Origin of the sequence: Agrobacterium genomosp. 13 str. CFBP 6927 (assembly GCA_900012615.1) — a bacterium.
GTDB lineage: Bacteria > Pseudomonadota > Alphaproteobacteria > Rhizobiales > Rhizobiaceae > Agrobacterium.
The window spans coordinates 264,035-287,978 of sequence record LT009756.1 but is presented as its reverse complement, the minus strand read 5'-3'; the positions used below and the strand labels follow the sequence as shown (position 1 = coordinate 287,978).

22 protein-coding genes are annotated in these 23,944 nt (G+C 59.4%); 6 read left to right on the top strand and 16 right to left on the bottom strand.

Translation table 11 applies throughout. The features are described 5' to 3' along the window. Positions 1-37 precede the first annotated feature (37 nt). The 16 genes from tsaB to sppA all read right to left on the bottom strand — a co-directional run bounded on the left by tsaB (position 38) and on the right by sppA (position 18,515). A complete protein-coding gene (gene tsaB, locus AGR13A_RS01435; protein WP_080833268.1) occupies positions 38-706 on the bottom strand; it encodes a tRNA (adenosine(37)-N6)-threonylcarbamoyltransferase complex dimerization subunit type 1 TsaB in 669 nt (222 codons plus the stop codon). A 21-nt stretch (positions 707-727) separates the two neighbouring features. After that, complete coding sequence (locus AGR13A_RS01430; RefSeq protein ID WP_020812436.1) at positions 728-1,291, bottom strand: NifU family protein; 564 nt, start codon at positions 1,289-1,291, stop codon at positions 728-730. A gap of 145 nt (positions 1,292-1,436) precedes the next feature. Next, positions 1,437-1,928, bottom strand: a complete 492-nt coding sequence (locus AGR13A_RS01425; protein ID WP_035219209.1) for a universal stress protein — start codon at positions 1,926-1,928, stop codon at positions 1,437-1,439. Positions 1,929-2,042: 114 nt separating this feature from the next. Beyond that, entirely contained in the window at positions 2,043-3,107 is a 1,065-nt protein-coding gene (trpS, locus tag AGR13A_RS01420; RefSeq protein ID WP_080833266.1) for a tryptophan--tRNA ligase, read from the bottom strand. A gap of 101 nt (positions 3,108-3,208) precedes the next feature. Beyond that, positions 3,209-3,613, bottom strand: coding sequence for a VOC family protein (locus AGR13A_RS01415; protein ID WP_080833264.1), 405 nt, complete (start codon positions 3,611-3,613; stop codon positions 3,209-3,211). After that, positions 3,613-5,202 (bottom strand): murein biosynthesis integral membrane protein MurJ, encoded by a 1,590-nt coding sequence (gene murJ / locus AGR13A_RS01410; protein ID WP_080833262.1) that lies wholly within the window; start codon positions 5,200-5,202, stop codon positions 3,613-3,615. Before murJ ends, AGR13A_RS01415 begins: the two co-directional genes overlap by 1 nt. A gap of 7 nt (positions 5,203-5,209) precedes the next feature. Beyond that, positions 5,210-8,038, bottom strand: a complete 2,829-nt coding sequence (locus AGR13A_RS01405) for a [protein-PII] uridylyltransferase (protein WP_035219220.1) — start codon at positions 8,036-8,038, stop codon at positions 5,210-5,212. A gap of 96 nt (positions 8,039-8,134) precedes the next feature. Further along, complete coding sequence (gene mutS, locus AGR13A_RS01400) at positions 8,135-10,786, bottom strand: DNA mismatch repair protein MutS (RefSeq protein ID WP_080722919.1); 2,652 nt, start codon at positions 10,784-10,786, stop codon at positions 8,135-8,137. Positions 10,787-10,976: 190 nt separating this feature from the next. Further along, a complete protein-coding gene (locus tag AGR13A_RS01395) occupies positions 10,977-11,858 on the bottom strand; it encodes a GNAT family N-acetyltransferase (RefSeq protein WP_035219224.1) in 882 nt (293 codons plus the stop codon). Positions 11,859-11,952: 94 nt separating this feature from the next. Continuing rightward, positions 11,953-14,202 (bottom strand): hybrid sensor histidine kinase/response regulator, encoded by a 2,250-nt coding sequence (locus AGR13A_RS01390; RefSeq protein ID WP_080833260.1) that lies wholly within the window; start codon positions 14,200-14,202, stop codon positions 11,953-11,955. Positions 14,203-14,257: 55 nt separating this feature from the next. Beyond that, positions 14,258-14,746 carry a signal peptidase II gene (gene lspA / locus AGR13A_RS01385; protein WP_003493513.1) on the bottom strand — a complete coding sequence of 163 codons (489 nt, stop codon included), beginning with the start codon at positions 14,744-14,746 and terminating at the stop codon, positions 14,258-14,260. After that, a complete protein-coding gene (locus AGR13A_RS01380) occupies positions 14,746-15,606 on the bottom strand; it encodes a TrmH family RNA methyltransferase (protein WP_080833258.1) in 861 nt (286 codons plus the stop codon). Before AGR13A_RS01380 ends, lspA begins: the two co-directional genes overlap by 1 nt. Further along, positions 15,603-16,643: a class I SAM-dependent methyltransferase gene (locus AGR13A_RS01375; protein WP_308399919.1), complete on the bottom strand. Its 1,041-nt coding sequence runs from the start codon at positions 16,641-16,643 to the stop codon at positions 15,603-15,605. The genes AGR13A_RS01380 and AGR13A_RS01375 overlap by 4 nt, the downstream gene beginning before the upstream one ends. A gap of 183 nt (positions 16,644-16,826) precedes the next feature. Beyond that, positions 16,827-17,168: a LapA family protein gene (locus AGR13A_RS01370; RefSeq protein ID WP_035219233.1), complete on the bottom strand. Its 342-nt coding sequence runs from the start codon at positions 17,166-17,168 to the stop codon at positions 16,827-16,829. A gap of 64 nt (positions 17,169-17,232) precedes the next feature. After that, a complete protein-coding gene (locus AGR13A_RS01365) occupies positions 17,233-17,559 on the bottom strand; it encodes an integration host factor subunit beta (RefSeq protein WP_219256707.1) in 327 nt (108 codons plus the stop codon). Positions 17,560-17,561: 2 nt separating this feature from the next. Continuing rightward, positions 17,562-18,515 carry a signal peptide peptidase SppA gene (gene sppA, locus AGR13A_RS01360; RefSeq protein WP_080833255.1) on the bottom strand — a complete coding sequence of 318 codons (954 nt, stop codon included), beginning with the start codon at positions 18,513-18,515 and terminating at the stop codon, positions 17,562-17,564. 245 nt (positions 18,516-18,760) lie between these two features. Between sppA and lptC the strand changes: the two genes are divergently transcribed. From lptC to ptsN, 6 genes are all read left to right on the top strand, one after another. Further along, on the top strand, positions 18,761-19,426 hold the full coding sequence (gene lptC / locus AGR13A_RS01355) for an LPS export ABC transporter periplasmic protein LptC (protein WP_167377506.1): 666 nt from the start codon (positions 18,761-18,763) through the stop codon (positions 19,424-19,426). 13 nt (positions 19,427-19,439) lie between these two features. Beyond that, positions 19,440-19,997, top strand: coding sequence for an LptA/OstA family protein (locus tag AGR13A_RS01350; protein WP_080833251.1), 558 nt, complete (start codon positions 19,440-19,442; stop codon positions 19,995-19,997). A 60-nt stretch (positions 19,998-20,057) separates the two neighbouring features. Continuing rightward, positions 20,058-20,816 carry an LPS export ABC transporter ATP-binding protein gene (gene lptB / locus AGR13A_RS01345; RefSeq protein ID WP_162180481.1) on the top strand — a complete coding sequence of 253 codons (759 nt, stop codon included), beginning with the start codon at positions 20,058-20,060 and terminating at the stop codon, positions 20,814-20,816. Positions 20,817-20,968: 152 nt separating this feature from the next. After that, positions 20,969-22,519 (top strand): RNA polymerase factor sigma-54, encoded by a 1,551-nt coding sequence (rpoN, locus tag AGR13A_RS01340; protein WP_035219241.1) that lies wholly within the window; start codon positions 20,969-20,971, stop codon positions 22,517-22,519. Positions 22,520-22,764: 245 nt separating this feature from the next. Next, the gene (gene hpf / locus AGR13A_RS01335) at positions 22,765-23,337 is read left to right on the top strand and encodes a ribosome hibernation-promoting factor, HPF/YfiA family (protein WP_035219244.1); all 573 of its coding nucleotides are present in this window, start codon (positions 22,765-22,767) and stop codon (positions 23,335-23,337) included. A gap of 83 nt (positions 23,338-23,420) precedes the next feature. Continuing rightward, the gene (gene ptsN / locus AGR13A_RS01330) at positions 23,421-23,882 is read left to right on the top strand and encodes a PTS IIA-like nitrogen regulatory protein PtsN (protein ID WP_003503792.1); all 462 of its coding nucleotides are present in this window, start codon (positions 23,421-23,423) and stop codon (positions 23,880-23,882) included. The last annotated feature ends 62 nt before the right edge of the window (positions 23,883-23,944 follow it).

Here is a 23,944-nt window from a genome sequence, read left to right as displayed (position 1 = left end):
TCACGGGAATCATTCGCAGGCATTCAGCCATGCCCTATCAGGCAACACCCTGACGTGCCAGCGCAAAACCGGTCTGCGGCCGGGCATCCGGCCCGCGCAGATAAAGCGGCGCAGGCTTCGGTTGGCCTGCCGGCTTGCGCGCAGCGGCGCGCGCCACCGAGGTAATCGGGAAATGATCCGGTCCGGAACCAGCCTCTGCCCCGGCGAAAAGAGGCGCAGCGGAGCCGATGACGGCGCCATCGAAACCTTCGATAGCCAGTCTCGAATCCTCCAGAGACAGGAGGGAGGCATCGCGAAGCGGCGATCCATCCGCCGAGAATGTCTGGAGGTAGGCTTCATCGCGCTTGGCATCCAGCCCGACGGCCACGGGCCGGCCGGGATTTACAAGCAGATAATGCAGCGCAAGCGTCTCGAGCGTGGTTACACCCAAGGCCTCAATGCCAAGGGACAGGGCAAAGCCACGCGCAGCGGCAACACCGACACGGATACCGGTGAAAGACCCGGGACCGATGGTAACACCGATGCGTTCGACATTCTGGAGCGGCAGTTGCGCCTGCTCTAGAGCGCCGTCAATGACAGCCATCAGCCTTTCAGCATGGCCCTTGCCGATTGTTTCGCACACTTCGCCGAGTACCCTGTCGGAGGCGCTGTCATAAACGCAGGCGGAACAATCCACACCTGACGTGTCGAGTGCTAGAACAATCATCGCGTGGCCTGGCTTACAATGTCATACCGCTTCGACTTCGCGCACTTCCGGCACGAAATGGCGAAGCAAATTCTGAACGCCATGCTTCAGCGTGGCGGTGGAGGACGGGCAACCCGAGCAGGCGCCCTTCATGTTGAGGAACACGGTACCATCGCGGAAACCGCGGAAGGTGATGTCGCCACCGTCCTGCGCCACGGCGGGACGGACGCGGGTATCCAGCAACTCCTTGATGGTGGCGACGATGGTTTCGTCACCCTCTTCGAAGAATTCGCCCTCCTCATCCGACACTTCGGCCGCAACGGCCGTGCCCATGATCGGGCGGCCGGACATGAAGTGCTCCATGATCGAGCCCAGAATAGCAGGCTTCAGGTGCTGCCATTCCGCACCGTCCTTGGTGACGGTGATGAAATCGAAACCGAAATAAACGCCGGTCACACCCGGAATCGTGAAGAGGCGCTCCGCCAGCGGCGAAGCCTGCGCCTGCGACGGGTTGAGAAACTCTGCCGTGCCGCTTTCCAGCACCACCTTGCCCGGCAGGAACTTCAACGTCGTGGGGTTCGGCGTGGCTTCCGTCTGAATGAACATCGTCTGTCTCCTTCGAGGTCGCCGTTCACGCCCCGCAATTTAGAATTCTTCCAAAAAATACGCCCGGCGAAGCCGTACTTCAAGCCCTGACATGATAATTACATTCAAGAAATCGTCAGCCCCAAGATCTTGCCCGAAACCAGGATCAGCAGAGCGCGTCGATTTCCTCGTCCGACAGCGTATCCGGCAGCACGGTGACCGGAATGGGAAAGGCTGCACCGCGTCCGGCGATGGAGGACACCAGCGGTCCCGGCCCTTCCTTGGTCGAGCCTGCTGCCAGAACGAGAATGGCGATATCGCGGTCTTCCTCGACCAGCCCGTGGATCTGCTCGGTGGCGCTGCCTTCGCGAATGACCGACTCCGGTTCGATACCGATTGTCTCGCGCACCTTCTGGGCGATCTTGGCAAGCGTGGCTTCCGCCTCCTCACGCGCCTCGGCCCGCATGATCTGTTCGACACCCAGCCATTGCTGGAAATCCCCTTCCGGGATCATGTAAAGCAGGACCAGTCCGCCATTGGAGTTCTTGGCGCGACGGCCGGCATAGTGCACGGCCCTTTCGCATTCCGGTGTGTCATCGATAACGGCGAGAAATTTGCGACGATGCCCTTCCAGACGCGACAGCCGTTTTGAAACCATTCCGCACTCCCTAAGTCCGCCGTGATCCAAAAAACCGCCCGACGGTTCGGGCGGAGATTATATCAAATCACGGCAGGCGCAAACCGCCTGCCGTCGTTCGCAGGCGGCCTGTGCTCAGCGCAGGAAGCCGATGATATCGCGCACCTCGTTCATCGTCTTCTCAGCGATCGCGCGAGCCCGCTCGCCGCCCTGGCTGAGAATGGCATCGATATGGGTCGGGTCATCGAGAAGGCGGCGCATCTCGTTGTTGACGGGGGCCAAAACATTGACGGCAAGCTCGACGAGGGCCGGCTTGAAGGCCGAGAACTGCTGTCCGCCGAATTCGGAAAGAACATCCGCCTTGGTCCTGTCGGACAGCGCGGCATAGATGCCGACGAGGTTTTCGGCCTCGGGGCGACCCTTCAGGCCTTCCACTTCGCTCGGCAACGCGTCCGGGTCGGTCTTTGCCTTCTTGATCTTCTTCGAGATCGCGTCGACATCATCCATCAGGTTGATGCGCGACAGATCGGAAGGGTCGGACTTCGACATCTTCTTGGTGCCGTCCTTGAGCGACATCACGCGCGGCGCCGGACCGCCGATAAGCGGCTCCACCATCGGGAAATAGGCGTGCACCGGCTCATCGCCGACCGTAATGTCGAGGCCAAGACCGGCCTTGCGGATATGGTCGCTGAAATCGATGTTGAATTTCTGGGCGATATCGCGGGCGAGTTCCAGATGCTGCTTCTGGTCGTCACCGACCGGAACATGCGTGGCGCGATAGACCAGAATGTCGGCGGCCATCAGGCTCGGATAGGCGAGCAGGCCGAGCGAGACCTGCTCGGCATTCTTGCCGGACTTGTCCTTGAACTGGGTCATGCGCTCCATCCAGCCGATGCGCGCCACGCAGTTGAACACCCATGCCAATTCCGCATGCTGCGGCACGGCCGACTGGTTGAAGACGATATGTTTTACGGGATCGATGCCCGCGGCGATGAAGGCAGCCGCAATCGAGCGGGTCTGCGCCTTCAGGTCCGAGTGAACGAGCTGGGCGGTGATGGCATGCATGTCGACGACGCAATAGATGCAGTCGTTATCTTCCTGCAACGCCACGAATTTGCGGATGGCGCCGAGATAATTACCGAGATGCAGATTGCCGGTCGGCTGGACGCCCGAGAAAACCAGCGGCTTGAATGCGTTCATTGTCGTCCTCGAAAAGGCTTGTGGAGGGCCCCGCCCCGTGATTTGAATTGCACGCGCTTATGCACCCGCAGCCCCCAGCAATCAAGCGGTTTCAGGGCATGTCAGCCGCGCGGTTCCAGAAGATCCCAGCGATTGCCATAAGGGTCTACAAAGACCGCAACGGAGCCGTAAACCTCGTGGCGCGGTTCCTCCAGAAAGCGCACGCCGCGGGCGAGCATGGTCTCGTAATCGCGTTGAAAATTGTCAGTGTGCAGGAAAAACCCGACACGCCCGCCCGTCTGGTTGCCGATGGCAAGCCTCTGCGGCTCACCGTCCGCCTGGGCAAGCAGCAGGGCACCGCCATCGCTGCATTCAGGTTTCACCACCAGCCATCGCTTGCCATCACCAAGCGACTGATCGGACAGGCACTCGAACCCGAGAACATTGCAATAAAACGCTTTTGCCCGATCGTAGTTATCCACGACAAGCGTAACAAGCGCGATGCGGCGGTTGTCGGCAAAGGACATCAGCCCGCCTCCGTTTCGACGTTCTTTTTGCCGCGCTTGCGGATGGCTCGTTTGACCATGCCGATATCGGCACCGCCGGAAACGAAAGCGAGCACGAAATAAACCAGCATGGCTGCGAAAACGAGAGCCATGATGGTGCCCGCACGCACGAAAATGGACGAGGCGGAAGACAGTTCGAAACTCAGCCAGGTCAGCGCATAATGCACGAAACCGGCCATCAACGCCGCAGCCAGCAGCAAACGCGGAATGCGGGTGAGCAACGGAATATCCACCTGCCAGTGACCGCGCCACAAAAGCATGCCGAACAACAGGGCAGCATTGACCCAGCCGGCGGTGATTTCGGCAATGGCGATGCCCGGGCCTCCAAGACGCGGAAACAGTGTCAGCGCCAGGGAGACGTTCACGACGACGGAAATCGCCGCGAAGATCATTGGCGTGCGGGTATCCTCACGGGCGAAGAAGCCCGGAATGAAGGCCTTGATCAGCACGAAAGCCGGCAGACCAAGACCATAGATACCGAGGATTTGCGCGACGGTGACGGTGGCCGAAGGCGAGAAGTTGCCGCGTTCATAAAGAAAACGAACGATAGGCTCCGCCATGACGAGAAGTGCTGCGGCAGCGGGCAATGTCAGGAACAGTACGAATTCGACCGAGCGGTTCTGGAGGCTCCCGGCCTCCACCATATGCCCGCCGCGCAAAGCCCGCGCCAATTCCGGCAGAAGCACGGTGGCCACCGCAATGCCGACCACGCCGAGCGGCAGCTGGTAAATCCGGTCCGCATAGGCAAGCGACGAGATCACGCCTTCGCCGGCAGAGGCGATATTGGTGTTGATCAGCAGATTGATCTGGGTGATGCCGCCGGTGATGGCTGCCGGTAGAGCAAGAACCAGAAGGCGCTGCACATTCTTCGTCAGCCGCGGCCTGCGGAAACCGATGCGCATGCCGGCATTGCGCACGGCGATCCAGACAATGGCAAGCTGCACCAGACCCGCCGCCATCACGCCCCAGGAGAGCGCATAACCCACCTGAAGCGGATCGTAATTCTTCCACCATGCCAAAGCGAGCACGCCGATGAGGATGATGTTGAGGAAAACGGGAGCAATTGCGGCTGCGAAATAGCGATGCAGCGAGTTCAGCATGCCGCCCATCATTGCCGCCAGAGACATGCAGGCGAGATAGGGGAACATGATGGTGGCGAGATGGACGGTGTTGTCGAATTTCACCGGATCTTCCAGAAAGCCCGGCGCGATCACCGTGCGCACGATGAACGGCATCGACAGTTCCATCAGGATCGTCAGAGCCAGAAGCACGGTGAACAGGACGCCGAAGACTTCCTCAGAAAAGCGCCTTGCGCCCTCCATGCCGTTCGCCTCAATTTCCTTGGCGAAGAGCGGCACGAAAGCCGAGTTGAACGCGCCTTCGGCAAACAGTCGCCGGAAGGTGTTCGGGAAACGGAAAGCGGCGTTGAAGGCGTCAGCCACCGGACCGGTGCCGACGGCGGCGGCCATCAGGGTCTCGCGGACAAAGCCGAAGATGCGACTACCGAGCGTGGCCGTGCCGACGGTGGCGAACTTGCCGATCAGACTCATGGTCGCTTCAAGCCTTTGCCGTGCGCGCGGCCGGAAGGGCCGCCACGTCTGGATGGGCGATGATGCCGTTCGGCATACGGTCTCGCAATTCGTCTTCCTGCTCGCTCATCACGGCCTTCAGACGCGTGGCGATGCTGGCCTGCCGGTTGTCATTCGTCACCTTCTGGCCGAAGAGGTCCGTCACATAGAAGGTATCGATGACCTTTTCGCCGAAGGTGGTGATGCGGGCGGAATGAATATCGAGCGACAGGTCGGCGATCACAGCCGTCATGTCAGCCAGAAGCCCCGGCCGGTCGAGGCACTCGACTTCGATAACGGTGAACTTGTTGGACAAACCATTCGAGATGGTGACGGAAGGGGGAATGGTGAAGGCGCTTTTCTTCTTGCGGCTCTTGGTGCGGGTGGCAATCATTTCCGGCAGGCGCTGCTTGCCGGAGAGAACCTCCTCGATGAGCTTGCCGACATTGTTGCCGCGCCGCGTCTCATCCTCATCGATCGGAAATTCGCGGTTGATCAGGATCGTATCGAGCGCCCGCCCGTCGGACGTCGTGAAAATCTGCGCATCGGCGATATTGGCGCCGGCGGCCGCACAGGCGCCGGTGATGATGGACAGCAGGCGCGGATGGTCCGGCGCCAGCACGGTAATTTCGGTGATGGCATGGAAGGAATGGGTGCGCACCATGGTCGACAGCGCTTTTTCCTGCTTGTCGGCCTCACGGATGAAGCGGGTGTGGCGCACCTGGTCTTCGAGCGCCACCGTCAAAAGATAGGGCTCGTAGTGCAGCTTGGTATATTTGCGCCGCGCCTTCTGGCCCCAGTCCTCGAGGGCGTCGTAGAGCGCCTGCCGGGCGATCTGCGCGCGCTCCTTGCGGGAGACTTCCGAAAAGCCGCCCGAGAGCAGCAGTTCGGTCTCGTAATAAAGCGAACGCAGCAGCTGCCCCTTCCAGCCGTTCCACACACCCGGACCAACGGCACGGATATCGCAGACCGTGAGGATGAGCAGCATCTTCAGCCGCTCCATGGACTGCACCTTGTCGGCAAAATCGGTGATGGTCTTGCGGTCATGCAGATCGCGCGTCTGGGCGACCATGGACATCAGCAGATGCTGCTCGATCAGCCAGACCACCGTTTCGGTCTGCTTGCCGGTGAGGCGAAAACGCTGGCAGAGCTTGCGGGCGACACGCGCGCCGGCAATCGAGTGATCCTCCTGCCGTCCCTTTGCCACATCGTGCAACAGAACGGCGACATAAAGCGCCTCACGTTCCTCGACGCTCGGCATCAGCTGGTTGGCGAGCGGGTGGGCATCGACAGCCGTTCCCTTGTCCACTTCCGACAGAACGCCGACAGAGCGGATCAGATGCTCATCCACCGTATAGTGGTGATACATGTTGAACTGCATCATCGCGACGATCTTGCCGAATTCGGGAATGAACTTGCCGAGCACGCCGGCCTCGTTCATGCGGCGCAGGGTCAGGGCCGGATCGCGCCGCGACGTCAGGATCGACAGGAAAAGCCGGTTTGCCTCTTCGTTTTCGCGAAGCTCGTCATTGATGAGCGACAGCGAACGCGTGACGACACGCAGCGCATCGGGATGCAGTTCGAGATTGTTGATATCGGCAATGTGGAACAGCCGGATCAGATTGACCGGGTCGTTCTTGAAGACATCCGGCTTGGCGAGCGCGATGCGGCCGCGATCCTCGACGAATTCCACCGAGCCGGGAATCTTGCGTACACGGTGGGCGAAGCGGCTGAGGACGCCGGAAAGACCCGGCACGTCCTTCGCCTGCCGGTCTTCCAATGCAGCGCAGACGATGCGGGTCAGGTCGCCCACATCTTTCGCCACGAGGAAATAATGCTTCATGAAGCGTTCGACGGCGGACAGGCCGGGGCGCGGCTGATATCCCAGCGCATCGGCGATTTCGCGCTGAATGTCGAAAGAAAGGCGCTCTTCGGCCTTGTTGGTGATGAAATGCATCTGGCAACGGACGGCCCAGAGAAAATCATCAGCCTTTTCGAACAGCCTGAGTTCGCGCCGCGACAGGACGCCGAGCTTCACCAGATCGGCCGTATCGCGGACGTGATAATAATATTTGGCGATCCAGAACAGCGTGTGCAGGTCGCGCAACCCGCCCTTGCCTTCCTTGACGTTCGGCTCCACCAGATAACGCGTATCGCCCGCCTTGCGGTGGCGCTGGTCGCGCTCGGCGAGCTTTGCGGCAATGAACTCCGGACCGGTACCAGTGACGACTTCCGACTCGAAGCGTTTTTCAAGATCGTCGGTCAAGGATTTTTTGCCGCAGATCGCCCGCACTTCCAGAATGGCCGTGCGGATCGTCATGTCGGATTTGGAGAGGCGGATGCATTCATCCACCGTGCGGGTGGCGTGGCCGACCTTGAAACCGAGGTCCCAGAGGAGGTAGAGCACGAACTCCACGGCCTTGTGCATGTCAGGCGTGTTCTTGGCCGGCAGCAGGAACAGAAGGTCGATATCCGATCCCGGCGCCAGCGTGCCACGACCGTAACCGCCGACCGCCGCCACCGCGATCTGCGGTGTATCTTTCGGATAGACATATTGGCAGGCGAGATCATAGAGGATTTCGATCAGCCGATCCTGAAGCCAGGAAATGCGTCTGGCGCAATCGATGCCACTACCATCGGCTTTTAATAGTTCTCTAGCCTTTTCCCGGCCTTCCGTGCTGGCCTTGCGAAAGATCGGCAGCAGATCGGAGCGAATATCGGCAATGCGTTTGCCGTCTTCCTTGAAGATGATGTCGCATTCGCGCTTCAGCGCCGATACATCGAGAATGTCGGAAAAATCCAGGTCCTTGATGGCCATCTATGCCGGTATCCATGTCCTGTGGGAAATCCCACCACTTGCGATGGGAGTGTCCTATAGCGAGTTTTAAAGGCGATGGACAGGCAATCTATTCCTTCAAGCCTTGCCAAGTTCTTTCTTCAACGCATAGAGCGCGTCTAATGCCTCACGCGGCGTCATTTCGTCGGGGTTGAAGCCTTTCAGAGCTTCCTCCAGCTTCGATGGTCCGGCCTTGCGGGTTTCGTCGCGGCGAACCGCGATCTGGAACAGCGGCAGATCGTCGATGAGCTGGCTGGCCGGGTTCTTGCGGTCGGCATCTTCGAGCTTCGTCAGCACCTCGCGGGCGCGCTCCACCACCGAAGCAGGCAAGCCCGCAAGCCGCGCCACCTGAATGCCATAGGAACGATCCGCAGCGCCCGGTCCGACCTCGTGCAGGAAGATGACGTCACCTTCCCACTCCTTCACCCGCATCGTGGCATTGGAAAGGCGGCCAAGTTTTTCCGACAGCACGGTCAATTCGTGGAAATGGGTGGCGAAGAGACCACGGCAACGATTGACCTCGTGCAGATGCTCCACCGCCGCCCAGGCGATGGAAAGACCGTCAAAGGTCGCCGTGCCCCGGCCAATCTCGTCCAGAATGACCAGCGAGCGGTCCGTCGCCTGATTGAGAATGGCGGCGGTTTCCACCATTTCCACCATGAAGGTCGAGCGGCCGCGCGCCAGATCATCCGATGCGCCAACACGGGAAAACAGCCGGTCGACGACGCCGATATGGGCGGCTTCCGCCGGAACGAAGGAGCCGATCTGCGCGAGAATGGCGATCAGCGCATTCTGGCGCAGGAAGGTCGACTTACCGCCCATGTTCGGGCCGGTGAGCAGCCAGATCGCACCGTTCTTGCCGCCATTGACGGCCGACAGATCGCAGTTGTTGGCGATGAAGGGTCCGGCCGACTGCCGCCGCAGCGCCTGCTCCACCACCGGATGCCGCCCGCCCTTGATCGCAAAGGTCATGGAAGCATCGACGATCGGTCGGCAATAGGCCTGTTCGGTGGCGAGATAGGCAAGGCTCGAGGCGACATCGATCACCGCAAGCGCAAGTGCGCCGGCCTTGATCGCTTCCGCCTGCTGCACCACGGCCTTGACCATGCGCTCAAAGGCTTCCAGTTCCATGGTCAAAGCCTGCGCAGCGGCATTGGCGATGCGGCTTTCGAGATCGGCAAGCTCAGTGGTGGTGAAGCGCATGGCGCCTGCCATGGTCTGGCGGTGGATAAAACGCGCCTTGGCCTCATCCGTCGCCATCATCACATCGGCATTGCCTGCCGTCACCTCGATGAAATAGCCCAGCACATTGTTGTGCTTGATCTTGAGCGACTTGATGCCGGTCTCATCGGCATATTTGAGCTGCAACCCGGCAATCACCCGGCGCGACTGGTCGCGCAGTGCCCGCACCTCGTCGAGTTCGGGATTGGCGCCTTCACGCAGGAAACCGCCGTCACGTTTCAGAAGCGGCAGATCATCAGCCAGCATTGAGCCGAGCATGGCTTCAAGACCACCGGGCAAGGCCTTCAAATCCTTCAGAGCCGTTGCCAGCTCATCCGGCAACAACCCGTCATCGAGAATGGTCGCTATTTTTTCGGCGGAAACCAGTCCCAACCGGATGGCGCCGAGATCGCGTGGCCCACCGCGCTCCAGCGCCAGACGCGAAAGCGCACGCGGCATATCGGCGACATGTTTCAGCGCATCACGCAGGCCATCACACAGCGAGACGTCATCGATGAGATAGGCGACGGCATCGAGGCGGGCGTTGATCCTTTCCGGGTCGGTCAAGGGCGACATCAGCCGCTCGGCCAGAAGCCGTGCACCGCCGCCGGTTACCGTACGGTTCAGGGCATGCAGCAGCGATCCATCTCTCTCACCGGACAGCGTCTTCACCAGCTCCAGATTGGCGCGGGTGGCGGGATCGATGAAAAGCGTGGAGGCGGCACTTTCACGCTCCGGTGCACCGAGCGGCGGGCGCTCGGCGATCTGGGTCTTTTCGACATAGGCGACGGCAGCGGCGGCAGCCGCCATTTCCACGCGCGAAAAGGCGCCGAAACCATCCAACGTCGAGACGTTGAAATAACGGGCGATGCGCCCTTCCGCCGTGGCGCTGTCGAAAAGGATAGCCGGTTGCGGAACCGCCACACGGCCAAGCACATCGAAAACCGGCCGCAGTTCCTCGTCATGGAACAGGCTATCGGCGACGATCAGCTCGCGCGGATCGATGCGCCAGATATCGGCGAGCAGCCGTGTCAGCGTGGTTTCCGCCAGACGGAAGACGCCGGTGGAAATATCGATCCAGGCGAGCGCAAACTGCGCTTCGGCACTGCCGCGAATGCGGGCGAGCGCCATCAGATAGTTGGATTCCGTCGGCGACAGCAGCTTTTCTTCGGTCAGCGTGCCGGGCGTGACAAGCCGCACCACATCACGCTTGACCACGGATTTCGATCCGCGCTTCTTGGCTTCCGCCGGATCTTCCACCTGTTCGCAGACGGCAACGCGATAACCGCGCAGGATGAGTTTCTGGAGATAATCATCCGCTGCATGGACGGGAACACCGCACATGGGAATATCGTGCCCCATATGCTGGCCGCGTTTCGTCAACGTGATGCCGAGAGCGCGAGAGGCTTCGACCGCATCGTCGAAGAACAATTCGTAAAAATCGCCCATGCGGTAGAAGAGCAGCGAACCGGGATTGTTCGCCTTGATCTCGATATATTGCTCCATCATCGGAGTGGCCGTCGCGCGGCTCTCTTCCGAGATCAGGGAAGCGGTTGTCAGAACGTCCGTCAATGGCCTGCCGATGTCATATCGTGTTGCGGAAAAGGAGCGCCGACACTAGCGGCAATCTCCACCTTAAGACAACACACGCGGGGACGCTGCCCACAGGAACATCCCGCCCGGCTGCGCCAAAACCCTGTCAGCCGTTGATGCGCTCGGCCTCGCCGCCGTAATAGCTGATATAGCGACCGGCGATGGACGAAACCGGCAGGACTACGAGGACGTCGGTGGTGTTAAAGGCATGGTCCACAACCGCGCCGGAGCCGAACATGGCGCCAAGGCGCATATAGCCCTTGATCAGCGGCGGCATGGCGTTCAGCGCCTTGCGGGCGTTGAGCGCCTCAGCCGGCACAAGGTCCATCTCATGGTAAAGCTCGGGAAGAGCCGACGCTTCCCACTCGCCCTTGGCTACGCAATTATGGTGCAGGAACGACAGGGCAAGCGCGTGGGCTTCCGGTTGCACGCCGGGGAAGGAGGCACAGCCGATCATCGCATCCATGCGGTGTTTCACGGCATAGGCCCAGTTGCCCTGCCACAGAAGCTCGACGGTGCGCTTGGTGCGATATTCCGGCAGCACGCAGGAGCGGCCAAGCTCCATGAAGCGCTTGCCCGGATGGCGCGCGACGAGACCGGCGATGTCGAATTCGCTGGCGGAATAAAAACCATTATTGGCGAGCGCCGTTTCCTGACGCAGAAGACGGTAGGTGCCAACGATCTGGTCCTCGCTGTCGCCTTCGATCGCCTTGTCGAGCACGAGCAGATGATCGCAGACGCTGTCCCAGGCATCGATATCGCGCTTGCGGCGCATCGCTTCTGCCGGAAGGCGCGCCTTCATTTCCTCGACAAAGACCCGGTAACGCACGGATTGTGCGGCATCGATCTCACGCTCATTTCTTGCAAGCCGTGTTTCAAGTGTACCGATACGACCGAAAAGGCCCTCATTATCCTGCACAGTCTCAGGACGAGGATGAATGACAACATTGTTTTCACAAATGTCGTGATTGAGTATTTCGGCAACCATGGGGAATCGCTCCGCCACCAAAGAATTTTCCTGTCATAAATCACTAATTGACGACAGAATAGTGACAAAATGCAGCCAGAGCGAGTCTGTTAAATTATGATGGCGACACACGTTTCGCCTCCAGCAGGCGGCGAATTTCCTCGACCAGCCGCCTCGGGTCGGCAGGTTTGGTCAAAACCTTGGCCGCACCGGCCTCCAGCAAGATTTCAGCAGTCGCGGCACTCGCATCGCCGCTCAGCACGATAACGGGAATATTTGCCTCGCCCTTAAGCGTCAGGAGAAGGTCGGGTAACATCTCCAGCCCCTCACCACCCGGCATACTGAGATCGGAAATGATGAGGTGCGGCAAGCGAGAGGCGCCCGGCGCCACCGACTGCTGCAGGGCGTGAAAATCGTCAACGGCGCGGACAATAAAGCCGCTTTTTTCGAGCACGGCGCGAATGATGCGGGCATTGACGGCGTCGTCCTCGGCCACGAGGATCTCGATGCCGCTTGCGCCTTCGCTCACCCGCGACGAAAACCCCACATCCGGGTGATTGTCGTTGATGGCGTCGCGCCGTTCTATTCCACGCAGGCGGCCGCACAGGACGTCGATCAGGGATTTTTCGCGCAGCGGCCGGATCAGCCACGCATCGAAGGATACATGCATCGTCGAAGGCCGCTCTTCGGGACTGACCAGCAGCGTGCGGCGAACATTCTGTTGTGGCCACTCCTTCAGATCGTCCCTGAAGAGAGCGGAAATGCGTTGATCGACGATGATATCGGTGAGGCTCGCGGCCACGCCACCCGTCTTGTCCTTCAGCCTTTCCAGATCCTCCGGCTGATGGATGAGAATACACTTGCCGCCGAAAGCCTCTATCGCCTCCATCGTCACCGCTGCCGCCACACCCTTTGGGGCGACCAGCAGGACATTCGTATGCTGAAGGCAATGACGCCGGCCTTGGTCCGGCATTCCGGCAGGCGCGCTGCCGGGGCGGAAGGCGAGCGAGAAGGTGCTGCCCTTGCCCTTGCGGCTCGACACGGTGAGGCTGCCGCCGAATTCCCGCACGATGCGGGCGGAAATGGCCAGCCCGAGTCCGGTCCCTGCACTTCTCTGCGACATGGGGCCAGCCTGCTCGAACTCACCGAAAATACGGGCCTGCTCCGCCGCACTCATGCCCGGGCCGGTATCTTCGACGGTGATCAGCAATTCACCCTCGACCATGCGCGCCCGGATGACGACTCCGCCTTCCCGGGTGAATTTGACGGCATTTCCAAGCAGGTTGAACAGGACCTGACGCAGCCTTGCCGGATCGAAATCCAGATAATCGGGCACATCGGGCGTGACGAAGGAGGTGATTTCGATGCCCTTTTCATGGGCGCGATGCGCCAGCATCTCGACAATGCTCTCGATCAGCCGTCGCAGGTTTTCCGCCCGCGGATTGAGCTTGAAACGGCCCGCCTCCATGGTCGAATAGTCCAGCAGGTCCTCGACCAGTTGTACCAGCGACTGGCCGGACTGTTTCATGCCGTCGAGATAATTCCGCTGCTCTTCATTGAGCTTCGTCTGCGACAGAAGATGGTTCATGCCAAGCATGCCGGAAAGCGGCAGGCGAATTTCGTGGCTTACGGTGGCCAGCAGCCGCGCTTTTTCGGCATCGGCCTTTTCGGCGCGCAACCGTGCGTCTTCCCTTTCGCCAAGCGCCAGACGCTCTTCGGTCACGTCCCTGGCGATGCTGCTGATAAGAAGACGGCTGCTCGCGAGATCGCGGGTCACGGCATCATGCCAGGAGAAAATGCGCTGGCCAAAGGGGGTCGCGATTTCTACATCATAAACGTGGGCTTTGCCGCCCGGCCGGAACGCGATGCCTATCTCCTCGCAGCTCAGTCCCTCGGGAGCAGAACATCCCGTCATTTCGCGAAAGACGGCGTTCGCCTCGACGATGCGCCGGTCCATGTTACGGATCACGACAATATCGCCCATGGCTTCCTGCATCTCGGCGACCAGCGACCGGTTTTGCACTTGCCGCAGCCGGACATCCGAATAATCGGCTTGCAGTTCGCCGGACTGAGGGGACGTTTTGCCGAAGAGCGCGTAGAACAGGAGGCCGACGAGCACGGCGGCAAAGAAGGATGCCAGCGCGACGGTGACCGCATAGGGCACCGCGAGCGCAATCAGCGCCGCAGAGAACGCACCGACTGACAAGGAAACGGCGGCATGGAGCGCGATCGTTCCGGCACCGATCTCACCGGCCGTATCAGTGCGGTGAGGTGTCGCCTTGGCATGATCCATCGGCTGCGCGGCTGGGGCAGCCGCGTGGAGGCCATCTAAAACTCTTTCCCGAAGTCTTGCCGGTTCGCTCATAAACAACCGCTACCACGGCAGCGGTTTTGATATGTTTGGCTGAAACCCTAAAATTTTACTTTTTTGCCGCGCGAGCGTGCAGAAACTCATCCAGAATGACGCAACCCGCACCAATGGTTATGAAAGTGTCGGCCAGATTGAAGACCGCGAAAGACCATGTGTCGGTGTGAAACAGGATATAATCGATGACGTGTCCGTAGAAAAAGCGGTCGAGAAGATTGCCGGCCGCGCCTGCGATGATGAAGGCAAAACCCAGATGAGCAAAGGTTCGGTCCGCCGCCGTCTTGCGCCAGAGCCATAGCACAAAGACCACAATGACGAGCCGCATGCTGACGATGAACCAGCCATGCATGTCCGACAGCATCGAAAATGCGACGCCGAGATTGTAGGTGCGGTAAAGCGCCAGGAACGGAACGACCGGCACCATCTCCTGTAACGGCAGATAGGCTTCGACCAGTTGCTTGACGATCTGGTCCAGCACCAGTGCGGCGACGATCAGCGCGAAAGCCGGGCCAAATTTCGAAAACAACGCCGCTTTGGCCATTACTTCACCGGTGTCAGTTCGAGGAGATGTCGCCGCGCTTCGAAAAGCATGACGGCGGTTGCGATGGCGAGATTAAGGCTGTCGGCACGGCCCTGCTGCGGAATGCGGGCCAGCTGGTCGGCCTTGCCGGCCAGTTCCGGCGGCAGGCCCGATTGTTCATTGCCCATCAAGACCACCACCGGCTTGCCGGAATAGTCAATCTTTCGATAATCCACCGCGCCGGCGAGATGGGTGGCGACGACGCTCACATTGGCCGATTTTTTCCAGGAGAGGAACTCCTCGACCGAAGCACGGGCAACAGGCGTGGCGAAAACCGAACCCATGGTGGCGCGAACCGTTTCCAGCGAGAAGGGATCGGTGCAATCGCCGACCAGAATGACGCCCGAGGCGCCTGCCGCATCAGCGGTGCGGATGATGGTGCCGAGATTACCGGGATCGCGGACCCGGTCGAGCGCGATATAGGTCTCGCCCTTTTCCGGGCGAATATCCTTCAGCGGTTTCCATTTCTGCTCGAAAATGCCGACGACCATCTGCGGATTGTCGCGACGGGTGATCGAGGCGATAACCTTTTCGCTGACTTCCAGCACCAAACCGCCGGAGGCGACCGTCTTCACCGCCGCCTGCTCCACCAGCGGCTTGCCCTTGGCGGCCTTGGCATAAACCAGCGTCTTGATTGTCCAGCCCAGTTCAAGCGCGTCGATGACCAGCTTCAGGCCTTCCGCCATGAAGGTGCCGGTTTCTTCCCTGCCCTTTTTCTGGGTGAGCGCCTTGATATCCTTGATGATGGGATTGGCAAGGCTGGTCACTTCCTTGACCTGGCCAACCCGGCGCGTCGTGTTTTCGCGCATGTCCTTCGTCATTTCGGCTCCCAGCGGCTGAACAGCGATGTGGAAAGCACCCGGCCCGGCGTCTTGCCATCAAGACCGGCCTCGCGAATGACGAGTTCGCCGGATGCGACAACGCCACCGGCGCCACGCATGGTTTCGCGCATCAGTTCGTGCATCGAATAGAAGCTGGCACGGATGGAATAGGCCGTCAGCACAAGGCCGAGTGCCCTGGGCGACAGGATTTCACGGCAGATATCCAGCATCAGCGGCAGATGGTCGAATAATTGCCAGACTTCGCCATGGGTGCCACGGCCGAATTTCGGCGGGTCGGTGAGGATGATGTCATAGGTGCTGCCGCGACGTTCCTCACGCTGGATGAATTTCATCGCATCTTCGCAGATCCAGCGGATGGGCGCCTGTTCAAGCCCGGCAAGCGCCTGATTTTCCTTGGCCCAGCCAATCGCCTTCTTGGAAGCATCGACATGGGTGACTTCAGCACCCGCGGCAGCCGCAACCAGCGAGGCGACGCCGGTGTAACCGAACAGGTTCAGCACTTTCAGCGGCCGGTCGGCCGTCTCGACGGTATGCTTCAGCCATTCCCAGTGGACGATCTGTTCCGGGAAGACGCCGACGTGACGGAAAGCGGTGAAACGGCCAAGAAAATCGACCCCGAGCAGGGATAGTGGCCAGGTTTCGCCAAGCGCCGCCTTTGGAAAACGCCAGCGGCCCATGCCGTCCTCATCGGTATCACCGGTGAAAATGGCGTCGGCATTCTGCCATACGCGGTCGGGGACCGACGGTTGCCACAGCGCCTGCGCCTCGGGACGGACGACGCGATATTCGCCGTATTGTTCAAGCTTCAGGCCGTTGCCACTGTCGATCAGGTGAAAATCGCCCGCACCGCTCGATTCCAGAATGACCGGAACCTGCTCTGCGGGACGTTCGCCGGTGCGAGGCTTGAGCGGCCGCGCGGGCACCTGCTCAACGGCTGCCGCCGGCGTAACCTTTTCCCTCGGCGCAGGTTTTGGCACGCTGCGGACTGCGTCCGGCTCGCGCTTTTTCGGTGCCACTTCCGCCCGCCGTGCCGGCTTTGCGGCATGAACCTGTTTTTCTCGCTCCCGGCACGTGCACGATTGCCCGGCCGGCTGTCTTTTTCTTCAATGGAAATCTTTCCGCTTCTGCCCGCGTCTTATGGCGCAGCAAATAGCATTCCACGCGCCGCTCGCCTAGAGCCGGAACGAATGTCGGCTACATCACTTTGCCGGGAGTTGACCGACATTGGGAACATGGCCGGTCGCAGCAGCTTTCTGCCGGTTGGCCTCGTCATGCCAGCGAACCGCTTCTTTCGCCTCGATACGGGCGCGTTTGCGATGCTTGCCCTGCGCAAACCAGGTGGCCGAAGACCCCAGCAGCACGCCGAAAATGACGGCCAGAAACAGGAAGACGAAAAACGGCGCGGTGAAAGAGAGAACGCCATCTTCGGGCCGGAAGGGATTTAACGCCAGCGTCACGGCCTGACGATTGGCAACGCACAGGATGACGAGAATAATCGCCAGCGGAAGCAGGATGATGAGGTTGATGATTTTTTTCGACATCCGAGAATACTCCATCGCTGCGGGGCTCCGCTAGCTCCGTTTCCGGCGCGTGCGTTGAGGACGATCAATCGTCCTCTTCGTCACCCATGCCGGGGTTCAGGCGCTCGCGCAGTTCCTTGCCCGTCTTGAAGAAAGGCACCCATTTTTCCTCGACGAAAACCGACTCACCCGTGCGCGGGTTCCGGCCGGATCGCGAAGGACGGTTTTTCACCGAAAATGCGCCGAAACCACGAAGCTCGACACGATTTCCTGCCGCAAGGGCATCGGTGATTTCATCCAGCACCGCATTGACGATGTTTTCCACGTCGCGGTGATAAAGGTGCGGGTTACGCGCAGCAACGATCTGCACCAGTTCAGACTTGATCACGGTTGCCCCCTGAAAGAATTGGATTTTTAACGCGGCTCAACCTGCCAAACGGAAACAAGACCGTCAAGAAACAACTTGTCCGCACCGAGCTGACCAGGGCCTGTGAAGGGAATTAAATCGTCATATCCCAGAAACTTCGCTATTTGCGCAACACTGAAAAGCGCAAAAGGCGAACGGGACGACGGCGCGCGCCATTCGACGATCGGCAAATCCTTGGCAACGCCGCGTGTTTCGAAATAGCCGCGAATTTCCTTTTCGCCGCCCAGCGTATCGACCAGCCTGTTGGCGAGCGCCTGCCTGCCGGTGAAAATCGATCCATCCGCCAGTTTCAGCACATCTTCGCGCGGCAACTTGCGGCGATCGGCCACAAGATCGACGAACCAGCCGTAGCTGTCCATCACCATGGCACGGATCATCGTCTTCGCTTCCTCCGGCGCCTCATGGAAAGGCGAAGGCTCCGCCTTCATCGGCGACGACTTGATTTCCTGCAGCGAGACGCCGAGCTTTTCCATAAGCTGGCCAACCTGCGGATACTGGAAGATCACACCGATCGAGCCGGTGATGGAGGTTTCACCGGCAACAATGGTATCGCCGGCCGACGCGATCATATACCCAGCGGAGGCCGCCAAAGTGCGGACATCGGAGACGACCGGCTTCTTTTCCGCAACGCCGCGAATGGCCTTGAAGATACGCTCGCCGCCATAGGTTGTGCCGCCGGGCGAGGAGATCGAAACGATCAGGCCTTTGACATTGTCGCTCTTGGCAATCTTGTCGAGCCGCTCGAGAAGTTCGGTGTTATCCTGGATCAGACCGGAAACCTCGACACGGGCAATGTGCGGTCTGGCGCTTTGCTGAGGCTCGGTCCATAAAAACCGGTAAAGGCCGAAAATGCCGGCGACAAGCAGGAGAACGGCGGCAACCCGCCAGAAAGTCAGCTTGCGGCGCAATTGCCTGCGATCCGCTATCGCCATATTATCCATCGAAAACCTCTGCCATCCGGCCTTTGAGCGACATGAGCATCACGGCCATATGGTTCTTCTAGCGCGAAGCCGCAAGGAAACAATAAGGAAACCAGAATTACGATAAAATTCGCATTTCCCTTGCACCTTTCCAGACAAAAACCATATTGGCAGGACAAAGCACTCGTGCCAAAGACTTTAAGATAAACATACAAGCTTCAATTGTGCGCCAGAATGGCGCCCAGGAAGTTTCCGGATCCACTCTTATGCTTGAAAGACTTCGCGAACCAGCGCCAGCATTTCCGCTGCCCAATGACCAGAACGGCGCTTACGAGCGCGCGCTCAGGCATTCTGCGCGCGTGAAGCGGCTGAAAATCATCCTGCCCCTCGGCGCGGCGGTCATTTCGCTTGCCTTCATCGCCGTTTCGCTTATCCGGACCTGGGCGCCCGATGAGGTCTCGCTTGAAAGCGCGAGGATCGAGGATGGCAAGATCGTGATGGAAAAACCCGCGGTTGCCGGCCGCAACGAGAAGGGGATCGATTATTCCATGAACGCCGACCGTGCGTTGCAGGATATCGCCAACCCCAACCTCATGACGCTGGAGAAGGTTCTGGCCGCGGTGCCGGTGAACGATGGCGTCGCCCAGGTAATTGCCAAGGAAGGCATTTTCGACCGGGCCACCAACACGCTGAAGATGACGGCCCCTTTTGACATCAATCTCAGCAATGGCATACAAGCGAAGTTCCAGTCTGCGGATGTCGATTTGAAGGCCGGAAAAATGAGCAGCAAAGAGCCCGTTTCGATCAAAACAAACGACGGCTCGATTGTTGCGCAATCGATTGATATCGCCGATAATGGCAAGACGATTACATTTTCGGGGCAGGTACGGGCACGTATCGCTGCATCCAATATCAAGAATGAAGGCAAGTGAGAGCCCGGTCCAGATGATGCAAATTTCCCGTCCCGTTTCCATTGGCAAATCCGCGGGCCTTACGGCCTTTGTTTTCTCCTGTCTTGCAACCGTGGCTTTCGCCCAGAACACCACGAGCAACATGCAGGGCGTCAAGCTCTCCGGCGACCAGCCGATCGCCATTGAAAGCGATCAGCTCGAAATCCGGGATCAGGAGCGCAAGGCCTATTTCACCGGTAATGTGAAAGTGGTGCAGGGCACGACCACCCTTCAGGCCGGCAAGATGACGGTGAATTACAAGGGAGAGGGTTCATCGCTCACCAGCGGTGATGCCAATATCGAAAAAATCTTCGTCGATAATAATGTCTATCTGACATCCGAGACCCAGAAGGCCACGGCCGATCACGGCGAATTCGACATGGCGGCTCAGACCTTCATCCTGACGGGCAAGCAGGTTGTGCTGTCTGAAGGCACGAATGTCTTCACCGGCTGCAAGCTGACTGTTTTGATGAATACGGGACAGGCGAAGCTCGAAAGCTGCGGCGGCCCCGTTCGGATCATGCTCGATCCGAAATCGCAGAAAAAACAGTAGTCTCACCTCGTGAAGATACCTTCGATCTCAAAAATATTTGGCGGCGGGCGCAACCGATCCGTGGAGGCGACATCGCAAGCCGACAAGGCTCGTTATGAAGGCACCCTGATCGCGCATGGTCTGACGAAGACCTATAATACGCGCCGGGTCGTCAACGGCGTTTCCCTGGTCGTGCGCCGCGGCGAGGCCGTGGGGCTGCTCGGCCCCAACGGCGCGGGCAAAACCACCTGTTTTTACATGATCACGGGCCTCGTGCCCGTCGATACCGGCAAGATCGCCATCAACGGCAATGACGTTACCGGCATGCCGATGTACAGGCGTGCGCGCCTCGGCGTCGGTTATCTGCCGCAGGAAGCCTCGATTTTCCGCGGACTGACGGTGGAGGAAAACATCCGCGCCGTGCTGGAGGTCCACGAACCGGACAGCGTCAAGCGCAACCACAAGCTCGATGAGTTGTTGGAAGAGTTTCATATTGCGCAGCTGCGCAAATCGCCGGCAGTCGCACTTTCGGGTGGTGAACGCCGCCGCCTCGAAATCGCCCGTGCTCTCGCGACCGATCCGACCTTCATGCTCCTGGACGAGCCTTTTGCGGGCGTTGATCCTATTTCCGTCAGCGACATCCAGAATCTTGTCCGGCATTTGACCGCACGCGGGATCGGCGTTCTCATTACTGACCACAACGTCCGCGAAACGCTCGGCCTCATCGACCGTGCCTATATCATCCATGCCGGTGAGGTTCTGACCCATGGCCGTGCGGACGATATCGTCAATAATCCTGACGTTCGCCGCCTCTATCTCGGCAATAATTTTAGCCTGTAGCCCCCGGGCGCGAAAGATTCTTCATCGCGCCCCGCCCTGACGCTTGACCAAACAAGATAAAAAAGCAATTTTTGGGCCAAGTTCTCTTGCCTCCGCAAAATTTATGAAAACTGTGGCAATGGAGAAGCTGTAAGGGGAGTTTCGCGTCCGCCATGGCATTATCTGCCAGCCTTTTGCTGCGTCAAAACCAGTCTCTTGTGATGACACCGCAACTGATGCAGTCCATCCAGCTGCTTCAGATGACGCATTTCGAGCTGACGCAGTTTATTGCGCAGGAGGTCGAACGCAATCCGCTGCTTGAAATTGCGGCAAACGACGGCGATTTGGGCGGTGACAGCCCGGCGGATGCGGAGAATTTCGGCGATGCCGACAGCGAGGCTTCGGATAAATCCGCTGCGATAACGGCTGACAGCGACGACTGGTACGGTGAGCGCGCCGCCAATCTTGGCGAACAACTGGATACCAGCTTTGAAAACGTCTTTCCCGACGACGGCGAGCCCAGAAAAGCCGACGCCCCCGAGCTGGCGGGCCAGTGGAAATCCATGCCCGGACAGGAATCCGGCGAAGGTTACGACCTCGACGACTTCGTTGCCGCAAAACAGAGCCTCGGTGACCATCTCAATCAGCAATTGCCGCTCGCCATTTCTTCCCCGGAGGAGCGGATGATCGCCGATGCGCTGATCGGCCAGCTCGACGAAACCGGCTATATCGCGACGGACGCTGTGGATGATGTCGCCGAACGGCTGGGAGCAACCCCATCCGCTGTTGAGCAGGTTTTGAAAACCCTTCAGGGCTTTGATCCTCCGGGCGTGTTTTCCCGCTCGCTGAGTGAATGTCTGGCAATCCAGCTCGCCCAGAAAGATCGGCTCGATCCGGCGATGCGGGCCTTTGTCGACAATCTGGAACTTCTGGCCAAACGGGACTTTGCGGCTCTGAAAAAACTCTGCGGCGTCGATGAAGAAGACCTTCTCGACATGCTGGCGGAAATCCGCACACTCAATCCACGACCCGGCGCGGGCTACGATTCGACCGTTTCTGAGACAATCGTCCCCGATATCATCGTGCGCCCCTCCTCTACAGGCGGCTGGCTTGTGGAAATCAATCCCGAAACCCTGCCTCGCGTGCTCATCAACCAGACCTATTTCGCCGAGGTCTCACGGCACAAGGTTCGTCAGGGCGAGGATCAGGATTTTCTGGCCGAGTGCATGCAGACTGCCCATTGGCTCACCCGGAGCCTGGACCAGCGCGCACGCACCATCATGAAGGTGGCAACCGAAATCGTACGCCAGCAGGACGCCTTTCTCGTCAACGGCGTGGATCACCTGCGCCCGCTGAACCTGAAGACGGTGGCCGATGCGATCAAGATGCACGAATCCACCGTCAGCCGCGTGACGTCGAAAAAATACATGCTGACGCCGCGCGGTCTGTTCGAGCTCAAATATTTCTTCAGCGTGTCGATCAGTTCCGTGGAAGGCGGCGACAGCCATTCGGCGGAAGCGGTGCGCCACCGCATCAAGGGCATGATCGCGCAGGAGTCCGCCGACGCCGTGCTTTCCGATGACGATATCGTCGACAATCTGAAAAAGAGCGGCATCGATCTCGCCCGCCGCACCGTCGCCAAATATCGCGAGGCGATGAACATCCCCTCCTCCGTGCAAAGGCGCCGGGAAAAGAAAGCGCTGGCGAGGGCCTCAGCCTACTGAGCGGCGAAAACGATCACGTTTTCAGGGCTTGGCTGCCGCATCCCGGCTGCACCATTGACTCTTGCCACGCCAGGGGCTAGAAGCCCGCCGCACACGTAAGCAAGGTCATTTGTAACGGATTCATCTCCACCGTCCATGGGCGTAAAATTCGAATGGGGGCTTTTTAAGGTCTTCGAAACGCTTGGATGCGCGCGCGGCTTGACGTAAGCTGGTACTCGCAAATCACTACAAAAAGGAAAATTTCCATGAGTGTGCGTGTATCTGGTAAACATATGGAGATCGGTGAATCTTTCCGTCAGCGGATTGAGGACAATATAGGTCTGGCGGTTACCAAATACTTCGATGGGGGGTATTCAGGCCAAGTGACCGTGGAGAAGTCGGGATCGCGTTTTGCCGCCGATTGCAAGCTGCATCTTGATACGGGCGTTGTATTGCATGCGGCGGGTCAGGCAAATGATCCGCAAGCGAGTTTCGATGCCGCCGCAGAGCGGATTGAAAAGCGCCTGCGTCGTTACAAGCGCAAGCTGAAAGACCATCATAGCGGCGCAAATGGCGTGATGCCGGAAATCGCCTATACGGTGATGGATGCTATTCCCGATGAGGATCACGAGGTCCCTGAAGACTACGCACCCACCATCGTGGCAGAGAGTTCGAAACAGATAAAGACAATGTCCGTTGCCAGCGCCGTGATGGCGCTCGACATGACGGACGAACCGGTTCTGCTCTTCCGCAGCCCGGGCAAGGAATATCTCAACATCGTCTACCGACGTCATGACGGCAATATCGGCTGGATCGACGCGGAAACGATCAAGAGCTGAACAGTCTGACAGGACTGTGGGAGGCAGGGCGCGAAAGCGTATCTGCCTCCCACATCGTCTCGATGGCATGAAGGAAAAAGAGAATGGCGTTGGCAGATTTGCTGCAACAAGATGCGATTATTCCCGCCCTCAAGGTGAATTCCAAAAAGCAATTGCTTCAGGAGCTGGCCGCAAAGGCAGCCAGAATTACCGGAGTCTCGGAACGGGAAGTTTTCGACGTCATCCTCCAGCGTGAAAAGCTCGGCTCCACCGGTGTGGGCCACGGCATCGCCATTCCGCATGGCAAGCTCAACAGCATTCATCAGATCACCGGTGTTTTCGCACGTCTTGAAACGCCGGTCGATTTCGAAGCACTGGACGACCAGCCGGTCGATCTGGTTTTCCTGCTGCTCGCGCCCGAGGGTGCCGGCGCGGATCACCTCAAGGCCCTGTCCAGAATTGCGCGCGCCCTGCGCGACCCCGAACTGGTGGCCAAGCTGCGCGCCACCGATTCCGACACGGCAATCTACGCCTTCCTCAATCAGGAGCAGGCGACGGCGGCCTGATCGCCGCTTCCCTGCTGGCCTCAGTTTTCATGACATAAAAAAACGCGCCTAACGTCGCGTTT